Below are 13,423 nucleotides of genomic sequence, written 5' to 3' on the forward strand. Positions count from 1 at the left end.
GACAAGTTCCCTAAACCACCAATACGGTCAATACAAACGAAACCACATTAATCTGACATTAACTACTTCGGTGCCAACTCGCGTAAATGACGAGCGACCGCAATCCACGCACCGATATACCCCAACAATACCGCGCCAAGCAAGAGACTCAGACCATCGGCTACCGGCACACCGGCCAGTGCGAAATCACTGCCGTAGAGTCCGGCAAGCCCGACAACCGCGTCGTTCAGCCAGTCCAGGCCAAATGCCAGCACGCACCAGGACAAAATCCCGGCGCCGAAGCCATAAAGCGCGCCCATGTACAGAAAAGGACGACGCACATAGCTGTCCGTGCCGCCGACCAGTTTAATCACTTCTATCTCGGTGCGACGGTTTTCAATATGAAGACGAATGGTATTACCTATCACCAAAAGTAATGCAGACACCAACAGCACCGTCAGGCCGAACACAAAGCGGTCGCCCAGCTTGAGGATGGCCGCCAGGCGCTCTACCCAGACTAGATCAAGTTGCGCCTGTTGCACCTTGGGCATCTCTGCGAGTTTTTGTCGCAGGGCTTCCAGCGCCGGCTTGTCGACCTCATTCGGCGTTACCAGCACCACACCCGGCAGCGGGTTCTGCGGCAGCTCCTTGAGCGCCTCGCCCAGGCCGGATTGTTGCTGGAACTCCTCAAGGGCCTGATCGCGGCTGATGTACTCGGCATCCGCCACGCCTGGAATGTTCTTGATGTCGTCGCGCAACGCTTCGCCATCTTTGGCGCTGGCATCGATGTTCAGGTACAGGGAAATCTGCGCTGCGCGCTGCCATGAACCGCCCAGGCGCTCCACATTATTGAGCAGCAGCGACAGGCCCATCGGCAGGCTCAGGGCCACCGCCATTACCAGGCAGGTGAAAAAGCTGCCGATCGGCTGCTTGCCCAGGCGGCGCAGACTGTCGACCAGGCTGGCGCGATGGCTTTCGATCCAGGCGCGCAGCAAGGTACTGAAGTCCGGGCCGTCATCGTCGTGATCGTGTTTTTTCTTCGGTGGTTGCGGGTCGGCCGGTTTCGGCGCCACGCGCTCGGAAACTTTAGGGCTGCGTGTCGCACTCATACGCCGGCCTCCCCGTCACCGATCAAGCGGCCGCGTTGCAAGGTGAGCATGCGATGGCGCATGCGCGCGATCAGCGCCAGGTCGTGACTGGCGATCAGCACGCTGGTGCCCAGGCGGTTGATGTCTTCGAAAACGCCCATGATCTCGGCCGCCAGGCGCGGGTCGAGGTTACCGGTGGGTTCGTCCGCCAGCAGCAGGGCCGGGCGGTGGACGATGGCGCGGGCGATGCCAACGCGCTGTTGCTGGCCGGTGGACAGGTCGCCAGGGTAGAGATCGGTTTTGTCCGACAGCGCCACGCGCTCCAGGGCCGAATCCACACGTTTGACGATCTCGGCCTTGGACAGCCCGAGGATCTGCAACGGCAGTGCCACGTTGTTGAACACGGTGCGATCGAACAGCAATTGGTGATTCTGGAACACCACGCCGATCTGGCGGCGCAGGAACGGAATCTGTGCATTGCTGATGGTGGCCAAGTCCTGGCCCGCCAGCAGTAACTTGCCGGTGGTCGGGCGTTCCATGGCCAGCAGCAGGCGCAACAAGGTACTTTTGCCGGCGCCTGAGTGGCCGGTTACAAACAGAAACTCGCCGCGACGCACCCGAAAGCTCAGCTCATGCAAGCCCACATGCCCGTTGGCATAGCGTTTACCGACCTGCTCGAATCGAATCATGAACGCTCCCGCTCGGCAAACAGTGCCTGTACAAAGGGTTCGGCTTCAAAGGTGCGCAGGTCGTCGATGCCTTCACCGACACCGATATAACGAATCGGCAACCCGAACTGTTTGGCCAGGGCGAAGATCACGCCGCCCTTGGCTGTGCCGTCGAGCTTAGTCAATGCCAGGCCGGTCAGTTGTACCGTCTGGTTGAATTGTTTGGCCTGGCTGATGGCGTTCTGGCCGGTGCCCGCGTCAAGCACCAACAGCACCTCATGCGGCGCGTCTGCATCCAGCTTGCCGATCACGCGGCGGACCTTTTTCAGTTCTTCCATCAAATTGTCTTTGGTGTGCAGGCGTCCGGCGGTATCGGCGATCAGCACGTCGATGTTACGGGCCTTGGCGGCTTGCACGGCGTCGAAGATCACCGAGGCGGAATCGGCGCCAGTATGCTGGGCGATCACCGGGATCTTGTTGCGCTCGCCCCAGACCTGCAGCTGTTCAACCGCTGCGGCACGGAAGGTGTCGCCCGCCGCCAGCATGACTTTCTTGCCTTCGGACTGCAGTTTTTTGGCCAGCTTGCCAATGGTGGTGGTCTTGCCGGCGCCATTGACGCCGACTACCAGGATTACAAAGGGTTTTTTCGGGGTGATCACCAGCGGTGCTTCCACCGGCTTGAGCATGGCGGCCAACTCAGCCTGTAGGGATTTGTACAGGGCGTCAGCGTCGGTCAGCTGCTTGCGCGCGACCTTCTGGGTGAGGCTCTGGATGATCACGGCGGTGGCTTCTACGCCTACGTCGGCAGTGAGCAGACGGGTTTCGATGTCTTCCAGCAGTTCGTCATCAATGACCTTTTTGCCGAGAAACAGGCTGGCCATGCCTTCGCCGATGCTGGCGCTGGTCTTGCTCAGGCCTTGCTTGAGACGGGCGAAGAAGCCGGTCTTGCTGGTTTCAGCAGGAGCGGCAGGTTCTTCGACAATGACGGGAGCCGCAATCGCTGGCTCGACCGTCACGGGTGCGGGTGCTTCAGCGACAACCGGCTGTGGCTCAATGACCACCGGAATCGGCGGAACCACATGCGCGGCCTGCACATCTTCAACCAGCGCCACGGGCTCTTCCGCTACCGGCAGTTCCGGCCACGGCTTGTGCGCGGGTTCCGGCTCAGGTTCAGGCTCCGCCTCGGCGAGCGGCTGCAGAACCGGCTCAGCCATCGGCAACACCACCGGCGCAGGCGTTTCAGCGACCGGTTCGGCTTCTACTATAGGCTCAGGGACCGGTTCAGTTTGAACCTGTGGCTGTTCGTCGACGGTTTCCTGCGGCTTTTTGCGCAGCCATCCGAACAGGCCTTTTTTCTCGCCAGCCGCAGCTGGGGTCTTCTTGTCGTCGTTGGAACCAAACATGGAGACGGCTATCTCAAGGTAGCGACGCGCCACGGGGCGCGTCGGTAAATAAAATTCGATGCGTAACAGACTGTTTTTTAGCCAGCTCGTTCATGCGCAACATTTTGTAAGGCCAAAATGGGGCCTTAACAGGACAGCCGCAGTGGCCGTCCCTAAGTCGGATCAGTATCCTAGCACCTCCTCGCCCGCCGACGCTAAGACCAAGCGGGCAGCCCAACAGGTTTAAAAACGAATGAATGCTCTAGCCCGCTGCGCCGCAGGCCTGCTGTTCAGCACAGTTTGTCTGCCTCTTTCAGCCTTGGCTGCCGACCCACAACCCACCCATGAATTCACCCTGGATAACGGCCTGAAGGTGGTCGTGCGCGAAGATCATCGCGCGCCTGTGGTGGTTTCCCAGGTCTGGTACAAGGTGGGTTCGAGCTACGAAACCCCGGGCCAGACGGGTTTGTCCCACGCCCTGGAACACATGATGTTCAAAGGCAGCGCCAAGGTCGGCCCTGGCGAAGCCTCGCTAATCCTGCGCGACCTGGGTGCCGAAGAGAACGCCTTCACCAGCGACGACTACACCGCCTACTACCAGGTACTGGCCCGTGACCGCCTGGGCGTCGCCTTCGAGCTGGAAGCCGACCGCATGGCCAGCCTGCGCCTGCCGGCCGACGAATTCAGTCGCGAAATCGAGGTAATCAAGGAGGAGCGCCGCCTGCGCACCGACGATAACCCGATGTCCAAGGCCTACGAGCGTTTCAAGGCCATGGCATTTCCGGCCAGCGGCTACCACACGCCGACCATCGGCTGGATGGCCGACCTGGATCGCATGAAGGTCGAAGAACTGCGCCACTGGTACCAATCCTGGTACGTGCCGAACAATGCCACGTTGGTGGTGGTCGGCGACGTCACCCCGGACGAGGTGAAGAACCTGGCCCAGCGCTACTTCGGCCCGATCCCCAAGCGTGACGTGCCACCGGCCAAGATCCCGATGGAATTGGCCGAGCCTGGCGAGCGCCTGCTGACCATGAAGGTGCAGACCCAACTGCCCAGCGTGATCCTGGGCTTCAACGTGCCAGGCCTGGCCACCGCCGAAGACAAACGCTCGGTACAGGCCCTGCGCCTGATCTCGGCCTTGCTGGACGGCGGCTACAGCGCACGGATCTCCGAACAGTTGGAGCGCGGTGAAGAGCTGGTCTCCGCGGCCTCCACCAACTACGACGCCTACACCCGTGGCGACACCCTGTTCATGTTGACCGCCACCCCCAATCAGCAGAAGAAAAAGACCGTCGCCCAAGCTGAAGCCGGCCTGTGGCGCCTTCTGGAAGAACTGAAGGCCAAGCCTCCGACCGCCGAAGAACTGGAACGTATCCGCGCCCAGGTCATTGCCGGCCTGGTCTACCAACGTGACTCCATTACCAGCCAGGCTACGGCCATTGGCTCCCTGGAGACCGTCGGCCTGTCCTGGAAGCTGATGGACACGGAGCTTGCCGACCTGCAAAGCGTGACCCCGGAAGACATCCAGAAAGCCGCGCGTACCTATTTCATCCGCGAACGTCTCAGCGTCGCCCATGTCTTGCCTCTGGAGACCGCTCATGAGTGATCGCAAAAGCAGCCGCCTGATCTTCCCCGGCCTGATCGTTGTCACCCTGATCGCCGCCAGTGCCGTGTATTTCCTGCGTCCGAGCGACTCCGTCGCCAGCCCCGCGCTGGAAAAAGCCCAATCGAGCAACACGCTGCAATCGCTGGCGGAACTGGACGACAAGGCACCGACCAACCGCAAGCTCGACGTGCAAACCTGGACCACCGCCGAAGGCGCCAAGGTGCTGTTCGTGGAAGCCCATGAACTGCCGATGTTCGACGTGCGCATCCTGTTCGCCGCCGGCAGCAGCCAGGACGGCAACGTGCCGGGCCTGGCGCTGATGACCAACGCCATGCTCAACGAAGGCGTGCCGGGCAAGGATGTAAGCCAGATCGCCCGTGACTTCGAAGGCCTGGGCGCAGATTTTGGCAATGGCGCTTATCGCGACATGGCGCTGGTGTCCCTGCGCAGCCTCAGCGCCAGCGATAAACGTGACGCAGCCCTTACCCTGTTTGACCAGGTAATCGGCAAGCCGACCTTCCCGGCCGACTCTCTGGCGCGGATCAAGAACCAGATCCTCGCCGGCTTCGAGTACCAGAAACAGAACCCCGGCAAGCTGGCGAGCCTTGAGTTGTTCAAGCGGCTGTACGGCGACCACCCTTACGCGCACCCGAGCGAAGGTACGCCGCAGAGCGTGCCGAAGATCACCCTGGCACAGTTGCAGGCGTTTCACGCCAAGGCCTATGCGGCCGGCAACGCAGTGATCGCGGTGGTGGGTGACCTGACCCGCGCCGAGGCCGAAGCCATGACGGGCAAGATTTCCGCCTCGCTGCCTAAAGGCCCGGCGTTGCCGAAAATCGCCCAGCCGACCGACCCCAAGCCGGGTCTGAACCGCATCGAATTCCCCTCCAAGCAGACGCACCTGCTGTTCGCCCAACTGGGTATCGACCGTGCCGACCCGGACTATGCAGCCCTGTCCCTGGGCAACCAGATCCTCGGCGGCGGTGGTTTCGGCACCCGCTTGATGAGCGAAGTGCGCGAGAAACGCGGCCTGACCTACGGTGTGTACTCCGGCTTCTCGCCGATGCAGGTGCGTGGCCCGTTCATGATCAACCTGCAAACCCGTGCAGAAATGAGCGGCGGCACCCTGCGCCTGGTGGAGGACGTGGTAGCCGACTACCTCAAGACCGGCCCGACGCAAAAGGAACTCGATGACGCCAAGCGCGAACTGGCCGGCAGCTTCCCGCTGTCGACTGCGAGCAACGCCGATATCGCCGGGCAGCTGGGTGCCATGGGTTTCTATAACCTGCCGCTGACCTATCTGGAAGATTTCATGAAACAATCCCAGGCCCTGACCGTAGAGCAGGTCAAGGCTGCAATGAACAAACACTTGAGTGCCGACAAGATGGTCATCGTGACCGCCGGCCCGACGATTGCGCAAAAGCCACTACCGCCCCCCACTGACAAAATCGCCGAGCAGCCGCTCGGGGTTCCGGAGCATTAATGGCCAGTTCATCTCGCCCGAAAAAACCCGTCCACAACGTGCATAACGGTGTGGGCCAGCTGCGCATCATTGGCGGCGAATGGCGCAGCCGCAAGCTGAGCTTCCCCGACGTGGTGGGCCTGCGCCCGACGCCGGACCGTGTGCGTGAAACCCTGTTCAACTGGCTCGCGCCGTACATTGCCGGGGCCAAGGTGCTCGACCCCTTCGCCGGCAGCGGCGCGCTGTTCCTGGAGGCACTGTCCCGTGGGGCCGCCCTGGGCCAGGCGCTGGACGCCAGCAACGTGGCGGTCTCCAGCCTCAAGGAACACTTGGGCACGCTGCGCTGCACCACCGGTCAGGTCCAGACCGCCGACGCCCTGCGCTACCTGGAAACCCAGCCGGCCAGCGAATACGACGTGGTGTTCCTCGACCCGCCGTTCAACCAGAACCTGCTGCCAACCGTGTGCGCACTGCTGGAAGAACGTCAGTGGCTGGCACCGGATGCGTGGATCTACACTGAAAGCGAGACCGCGCCCTCTACCCTGGGCCTGCCGGCAGCGTGGCGCCTGCACCGGGAACAGAAATCCGGGCGGGTGTACTACGCGCTGTGGCACCGCAGCGCCGCCTGACCTCCGGGCGAGCGAGCTTTTGTGGTGAGCGGGCTTGTCGAATCGTCGCACCGCTCACTACAGAGATCGGCATGAACCCTTGCGCTAACACATTCACCCCCGCCTTCGGCCTCGGCAACCCCCACTTGCAAACGCTGTGGGGGCCGCTGTGGCGCCCCACTACTCATATCGAACGCCAACGCGAACGCCTGTGGCTGGAAGACGGCGACTTCCTGGACCTCGACTGGCATGGCCCCCACGACGCGCAAGCGCCGTTGGTGCTGGTGCTGCACGGGCTGACCGGTTCCTCCAACTCGCCCTACGTGGCCGGCCTGCAGAAAGCCCTGGCCGCGCAAGGCTGGGCCAGCGCTGCATTGAATTGGCGTGGTTGTTCGGGCGAACCGAATCTGTTGGCGCGCAGCTATCACTCGGGTGCCAGCGAAGACCTGGCGGCGGCGATTGCCCATCTGCGGGCCAAACGGCCGTTGGCGCCGTTGTATGCCGTGGGTTATTCACTGGGCGGCAATGTGCTGCTCAAGCATTTGGGCGAAACCGGCTCGGCATCAGGGCTGCAAGGCGCGGCGGCGGTGTCGGTGCCGTTTCGTCTGGACCAGTGTGCGGATCGCATCGGCCTGGGCTTTTCGCGGGTTTATCAAAAGCATTTCATGCGTGAAATGCTGGCGTATATCCGCGTCAAGCAGAGCCGTTTCCTGCTGGACGGCCGGACAGACGGGCTCAAGGCATTGGAAGACCTGGGCCCACTGGAAAAGATGCGCACGTTCTGGGATTTCGACGGCCGGGTCACCGCGCCTCTGCACGGGTTTCTGAGTGCCGAGGACTATTACCGCCGTGCATCGAGCCGCTATTACCTGGGCGATATCCGCACCCCAAGCCTGATCATCCAGGCCGCCGATGACCCCTTTGTGTTCGCCCACAGCCTACCTGAAGCGAGCGAACTGTCGGCGTGCACGGAGTTTGAGCTGCTGGCCAAGGGTGGGCATGTCGGATTTGTCGATGGCACCCTGAAACGCCCGGGTTACTACTTGGAGCGGCGTATTCCTCAATGGCTGCTGGCACAACACGGTTAACCCTGTGGGCGCTGGCTTGGGTTTACATCTCAACTGACTGAGTCGCCTGTAGCGATTTCGCGCTTTGGATCGGTAATCCATTCGCTCCATGAACCTGCGTACAACTTACCCAACGGGTAACCCGCCAGGCTCAGGGCGAACAGGTTGTGGCACGCCGTCACGCCCGAACCGCAATACGCCACCAGCTCATCCGGCGAACGTCCCTGCAACTGGGCAGCGAAGCGCTGCTTGAGCTGTGCAGCCGGCAGGAAGCGGCCGTCGGTGTCCAGGTTTTCATTGAACGCCGCACATTGCGCGCCAGGGATATGCCCTGCGATGGGGTCGATGGGCTCCACGTCACCGCGAAAGCGTGGTTGAGCGCGGGCATCGATCAGTGTCAGTTCCGGCTGGCCCAAGCGTTTTTCCAGCTGTTCGGCGTCCAGCAACAGTCGGTTGTCCGGCGTACCGGCGAATGTCCCAGGCGCCACCAGCGGCGCGTCCAGACTCAGTGGGAAACCTGCGCCGTGCCAGGCCTTGAGGCCGCCATCCAGGATAAACACGCCATCACGCTTACCCAGCCAGGCCAGCAGCCACCAGGCGCGGGCGGCATAGGCGCCGGGGCCGTCGTCATACAACACGATATCGGTGTCAGCGCTGATGCCCCACGCCCGCAATCGCTGAACCAACGTCTCTGCCGCCGGCAATGGATGACGCCCGGTCACGCCCTTGATCACCGTGCCACTGAGGTGTCGGTTCAGGTCGGCGTATTGCGCGCCCTCGATATGCCCTTCGGCATAGCTGCAACGCCCGTAGTCCGGGTCTTCCAGGGCAAAGCGGCAATCCAGGATCACCACCGAGGCGGCCTTCTGGCGCTCGGCCAGTTGCTGGGGGCTGATCAATTGGGCAAGCGGCATGACGGACTCCTATGAACAGATTCGGGAAAGGTCCTACTTCACTTCTTCCAATGCCTGATTCAACGGCACGTAAAACTCTTTGAATAATGCATCCACGGCGTCCTTGGCCTGAGGCGTGACAAACCCAGCCTCCAGCACCAACACCTGATAGACCCCGCGTTTGATCGCCTCAGCACTCAAGTGGGCAGAGTTTTCGTTGGTGGTGCACAAGAAACGCACCCAGGAGGTGAGGATGATCCAGGCATTGAGGGTCAGGGCTTCGGTTTGCACCGGGTCCATATTGAGGATGCCGGCGTCGACAAACCCTTGGTAAATAGCGCCCCCCTGGGTCAGGCAGCGCTGGGAGAAGCGCCGATAGCCGGTCGCCAGCTCCGGGTCGCTTTCCAGCAGGTGCTCGAGGTCGCGGTGCAGGAAACGGTAGCGCCACATGCCGGCCAACACGGCCTGCAGGTAGAAACGTTTGTCTTCGACGGTGACGGCGCGACCTTGGGGCGGGCGCAGGAAACTGTCCACCAGAGCTTCGTATTCGCGAAACAGCACGGCGATGATCGCCTGCTTGTTGGGGAAGTGGTAGTACAGGTTGCCCGGCGAAATTTCCATATGGGCGGCAATGTGGTTGGTGCTCACACTGCGCTCGCCCTGCTGGTTAAAAAGCTCCAGGCTGGTTTGCACAATGCGCTCGCTGGTCTTTACTCGTGGTGCCATAGGGGATCAGCTTCTGTACACGTGATAAGGCATCTTACGGCCTATTCTTACAGGGATAAATCCGCATCTGGGCGTAATGACATTTGACAATTTAGAGTAATGACTCTAAAAACCCAGGCAGACCTATAACAATCGGGAACGCCGCCATGTCTGCCAACGTTGCCTATCTGCAAGATACCCAGGTGCTGGACCAGCTCCAGGCGCTGTTCGACACCCAACGCCGTGCCTACGCCGCCAACCCGATGCCGCCAGCCGCACAGCGCCAGCAATGGCTCAAGGCCCTGCGTGACCTGCTCAGCGACGAGCGCCAGGCGCTGATCAATGCGATCAGCCAGGATTTCAGCCACCGCAGCGCTGACGAAACCCTGTTCGCCGAACTGATGCCCAGCCTGCATGGCATTCACTATGCCAGCAAACACCTCAAGGGCTGGATGAAACCTTCCCGCCGCGCCGTAGGCATTGCCTTCCAGCCCGCGTCAGCCAAAGTCATCTATCAACCCTTGGGCGTGGTCGGTGTGATCGTGCCCTGGAACTACCCGCTGTACCTGGCCATCGGTCCGTTGGTCGGCGCATTGGCGGCGGGTAACCGGGTGATGCTCAAGCTGAGCGAATCCACGCCTGCCACCGGCGAGCTGCTCAAGGCGCTGCTGGCGAAGATCTTCCCCGAGGACCTGGTGTGCGTGGTGCTGGGTGAGGCCGAAGTCGGCATGGCGTTCTCCAAGTTGCCCTTCGATCACTTGTTGTTTACCGGGGCCACCAGCATTGGCAAGCATGTGATGCGTGCGGCGGCCGAACACCTTACGCCGGTCACGCTGGAACTGGGCGGGAAGTCGCCCGCCATTGTGTCCGCCGATGTACCGCTCAAGGACGCCGCCGAGCGCATCGCCTTCGGTAAAGCGCTGAACGCCGGCCAAACTTGCGTAGCACCGGACTACGTGCTGGTGCCGGAAGATCGCGTCGAGGGATTTGTCGAGGCCTACACCCAGGCCGTTCGCGGGTTTTATCCGACCCTGGCCGACAACCCGGACTACACCGCCATCATTAACGAGCGACAGCTCGCGCGACTCAATGCCTACGTCAAGGACGCCACCGACAAAGGCGCCACCTTGATTCCACTGTACGACCAAGGCCAGGCGCGGCGCATGGCCCACAGCCTATTGTTGAACGTCAGCGATGACATGACCGTGATGCAGGACGAAATCTTTGGCCCGGTGCTGCCGATCGTGCCGTATCGCGGCATCGACCAGGCCTTTGCCTACATCAACCAGCGCCCTCGCCCGCTGGCCCTGTATTACTTCGGCTACAACAAGGGCGAGCAAAACCGCGTGCTTCACGAAACCCATTCCGGCGGTGTGTGCCTGAACGACACCCTGCTGCACGTGGCCCAGGATGACATGCCGTTTGGCGGTATCGGCCCGTCGGGCATGGGCCACTACCACGGCCATGAAGGCTTCCTCACGTTCAGCAAAGCCAAGGGTGTGCTGGTGAAACAGCGCCTGAACGCAGCGAAGTTGATCTACCCGCCCTACGGAAAATCGATCCAGACGTTGATCCAAAAGCTGTTCATCCGCTGAAACCGCCACTCACGGGATAACAACAACAATGAACCCTAGCCTGACTGATTCACCCGCGTTGACGCGGCGCGGCGTCCTGAAAATCGGCCTGTGTGCCAGCGCCTTCCTGGCTACCGCCGGGCTGGGCGCCAGTCTCACGGGTTGTTCCAGCAGCACGCCGGCCAGCGGTTTCGTGATGTTGCGTAGCAGTGATCTGCCGTTCCTGCGCGCGGTGATCCCTGTGTTGCTGGAAGGCGTGGCCAGCGCCCAGGCGGTTGCGAGCGGCATTGAGGGCACCCTCAAAAAACTCGACTTCAGCCTGCAGCATCTGTCGCCAGAGATGTTCAAGCTCACCCAGCAACTGTTCGACGTGTTGGGCATGGCCATCACCCGTGGGCCCTTGACCGGGATCTGGGGCAGTTGGGAAAACGCCAGCAGCGAGCAGATCCGCAACTTCCTGCACCGTTGGGAAAACAGCTACCTGAACCTGCTGCGCATGGGCCAGGGCTCGCTGCTCAAGCTGGTGATCATGGCCTGGTACTTCCAGCCGACGTCATGGGCGCACTGCGGTTATCCAGGCCCGCCGAAGATTTAGCCTTGATAACCCAATCAAATGTGGGAGCTGGCTTGCCAGCTCCCACATTGACCGCAACTCCGTACAAAAATAAGAGTGCATTCCTATGCCCGTACCTGATCTGTTCCGCGACGGCATGGCCCGTGGCTGGAAAACCCACAATGGCGCCACCCTCGACAACGACCTGACCTTGGAAGCCGACGTCGTGATCATCGGCAGCGGCGCCGGTGGCGGCACCACCGCCGAAATCCTCAGTGCCGCCGGTTACAAGGTGCTGCTGATCGAAGAAGGCCCGCTCAAGACCAGCAGCGACTTCAAGCTGCTGGAAGACGAGGCCTACACCAGCCTCTATCAGGAAGGCATCGGCCGCATGAGCAAGGATGGCGCGATCACGATCCTGCAAGGTCGCGCGGTAGGCGGCACGACGCTGATCAACTGGACGTCGAGCTTCCGTACGCCGGACGCCACCCTCAGCCACTGGGCCAGCGAATACGCGGTGAAGGGCCATAGCAGCGCCGAGATGGCGCCATGGTTTGAAAAAATGGAGCAACGCCTGGGCATCGCGCCCTGGGCTCTGCCGCCCAACCCCAACAACGACGTAATCCGCAAAGGATGCGAACAGCTCGGTTACAGCTGGCATGTCATCCCTCGTAACGTGCGCGGCTGCTTCAACCTGGGGTATTGCGGTATGGGTTGCCCGGTCAATGCCAAGCAATCGATGCTGGTGACCACGATTCCATCCACCCTGGAAAAGGGTGGCGAACTGCTCTACCTGGCACGCGCCGAACGGCTCGTCTACAGCGGTGACACGATTAGCAGCCTGGAATGTGTGGCCATGGATAGCCTGTGCGTGGCGCCGACTGGCCGCAAGATCACCGTGAAGGCCAAGCACTACGTGCTCTCCGGCGGCGGCATCAACAGCCCGGCGCTGCTGATGCGCTCGGACGCGCCTGACCCGCATACGCGGCTGGGCAAACGCACCTTCCTGCACCTGGTGAATTTCTCCGCCGGGTTGTTCGACGAGGTGATCAATCCGTTCTACGGCGCGCCGCAATCGATCTATTCCGATCACTTCCAGTGGCAGGACGGCACCACTGGCAAAATGTCATACAAGCTGGAGGCACCGCCCTTGCACCCGGCGTTGGCCAGCACCCTGCTCGGCGGCTATGGCGCCCAGAACGCCCTGGACATGAGCCAGTTGCCCAACACCCACGCGATGCTGGCGCTCCTGCGCGACGGCTTCCACCCCGACAGCCCGGGCGGCAGTGTGGAGTTGCGCGGCGATGGCACGCCGGTGCTCGACTACCAGGTGTCGGCCTACGCCTGGGATGGCTTGCGCCGTGCGTTCCACAGCATGGCCGAGATCCAGTTCGCGGCCGGCGCCAAGTCGGTCAAGCCGCTGCATCACGATGCGCGCTACGTCAAAACCCTCGGCGAAGCTCGCACGATGATTGACGACCTGAACCTGGAGTTGCACCGCACCTGCCTGGGCAGCGCTCATGTGATGGGCGGTTGCGCCATGGGTGAAGACCCGAAAAACGCAGTGGCCGACAGCCTCGGGCGCCATCACCAACTGCGCAACCTGTCGATCCATGACGGCTCTTTATTCCCCACCAGTATTGGGGCCAACCCACAATTATCGGTGTACGGTTTGACCGCCCAACTGGCGACAGCATTGGCCGAACGTCTGAAAACAGCGTGAAAAAACACGGTATTCGTCATGTCTATAGTGCTTTCTTCTGCATAAGTTGACTTTCCCGACCGGGATGGCTGCGATACCATCCGGTTCCCCAACGGACTCCGCCAGGACGACG

General features: G+C 61.7%; 12 protein-coding genes. 7 read left to right on the top strand and 5 right to left on the bottom strand.

Features of this window, described 5'->3' with window-relative positions:
- Positions 1-62 precede the first annotated feature (62 nt).
- The 3 genes from ftsX to ftsY are packed head-to-tail and all read right to left on the bottom strand — an operon-like array spanning position 63 to position 3,138.
- A complete protein-coding gene (gene ftsX, locus BMZ57_RS11235; protein ID WP_010207250.1) occupies positions 63-1,088 on the bottom strand; it encodes a permease-like cell division protein FtsX in 1,026 nt (341 codons plus the stop codon).
- The gene (gene ftsE, locus BMZ57_RS11240) at positions 1,085-1,756 is read right to left on the bottom strand and encodes a cell division ATP-binding protein FtsE (RefSeq protein WP_003234627.1); all 672 of its coding nucleotides are present in this window, start codon (positions 1,754-1,756) and stop codon (positions 1,085-1,087) included. Before ftsE ends, ftsX begins: the two co-directional genes overlap by 4 nt.
- Complete coding sequence (gene ftsY / locus BMZ57_RS11245) at positions 1,753-3,138, bottom strand: signal recognition particle-docking protein FtsY (protein WP_047542507.1); 1,386 nt, start codon at positions 3,136-3,138, stop codon at positions 1,753-1,755. The genes ftsE and ftsY overlap by 4 nt, the downstream gene beginning before the upstream one ends.
- A gap of 232 nt (positions 3,139-3,370) precedes the next feature.
- Here ftsY and BMZ57_RS11250 point away from each other — a divergent pair, with 232 nt between their 5' ends.
- The 4 genes from BMZ57_RS11250 to BMZ57_RS11265 all read left to right on the top strand — a co-directional run bounded on the left by BMZ57_RS11250 (position 3,371) and on the right by BMZ57_RS11265 (position 7,884).
- Positions 3,371-4,726, top strand: coding sequence for a M16 family metallopeptidase (locus BMZ57_RS11250; protein WP_010207255.1), 1,356 nt, complete (start codon positions 3,371-3,373; stop codon positions 4,724-4,726).
- A complete protein-coding gene (locus BMZ57_RS11255; RefSeq protein WP_010207257.1) occupies positions 4,719-6,209 on the top strand; it encodes a M16 family metallopeptidase in 1,491 nt (496 codons plus the stop codon). The genes BMZ57_RS11250 and BMZ57_RS11255 overlap by 8 nt, the downstream gene beginning before the upstream one ends.
- Positions 6,209-6,817, top strand: a complete 609-nt coding sequence (rsmD, locus tag BMZ57_RS11260; protein ID WP_010207259.1) for a 16S rRNA (guanine(966)-N(2))-methyltransferase RsmD — start codon at positions 6,209-6,211, stop codon at positions 6,815-6,817. The genes BMZ57_RS11255 and rsmD overlap by 1 nt, the downstream gene beginning before the upstream one ends.
- Positions 6,818-6,888: 71 nt before the next feature.
- Complete coding sequence (locus tag BMZ57_RS11265; RefSeq protein ID WP_010207260.1) at positions 6,889-7,884, top strand: hydrolase; 996 nt, start codon at positions 6,889-6,891, stop codon at positions 7,882-7,884.
- A gap of 29 nt (positions 7,885-7,913) precedes the next feature.
- On the opposite strand, the gene BMZ57_RS11270 is transcribed toward BMZ57_RS11265, so the two are convergent.
- Positions 7,914-8,777 carry a sulfurtransferase gene (locus tag BMZ57_RS11270; protein WP_010207261.1) on the bottom strand — a complete coding sequence of 288 codons (864 nt, stop codon included), beginning with the start codon at positions 8,775-8,777 and terminating at the stop codon, positions 7,914-7,916.
- A 33-nt stretch (positions 8,778-8,810) separates the two neighbouring features.
- Positions 8,811-9,482: a TetR/AcrR family transcriptional regulator gene (locus BMZ57_RS11275; RefSeq protein WP_010207263.1), complete on the bottom strand. Its 672-nt coding sequence runs from the start codon at positions 9,480-9,482 to the stop codon at positions 8,811-8,813.
- Between the two features lie 146 nt (positions 9,483-9,628).
- On the opposite strand from BMZ57_RS11275, the gene BMZ57_RS11280 reads away from it, so the two are divergent.
- The 3 genes from BMZ57_RS11280 to BMZ57_RS11290 all read left to right on the top strand — a co-directional run bounded on the left by BMZ57_RS11280 (position 9,629) and on the right by BMZ57_RS11290 (position 13,311).
- Entirely contained in the window at positions 9,629-11,056 is a 1,428-nt protein-coding gene (locus BMZ57_RS11280; protein ID WP_010207264.1) for a coniferyl aldehyde dehydrogenase, read from the top strand.
- Between the two features lie 28 nt (positions 11,057-11,084).
- Complete coding sequence (locus BMZ57_RS11285; RefSeq protein ID WP_010207265.1) at positions 11,085-11,630, top strand: hypothetical protein; 546 nt, start codon at positions 11,085-11,087, stop codon at positions 11,628-11,630.
- Positions 11,631-11,715: 85 nt separating this feature from the next.
- On the top strand, positions 11,716-13,311 hold the full coding sequence (locus BMZ57_RS11290; RefSeq protein ID WP_042571415.1) for a GMC family oxidoreductase: 1,596 nt from the start codon (positions 11,716-11,718) through the stop codon (positions 13,309-13,311).
- Positions 13,312-13,423: the final 112 nt, after the last annotated feature.

The sequence above is a fragment of the Pseudomonas simiae genome, assembly GCF_900111895.1.
GTDB lineage: Bacteria > Pseudomonadota > Gammaproteobacteria > Pseudomonadales > Pseudomonadaceae > Aquipseudomonas > Aquipseudomonas simiae.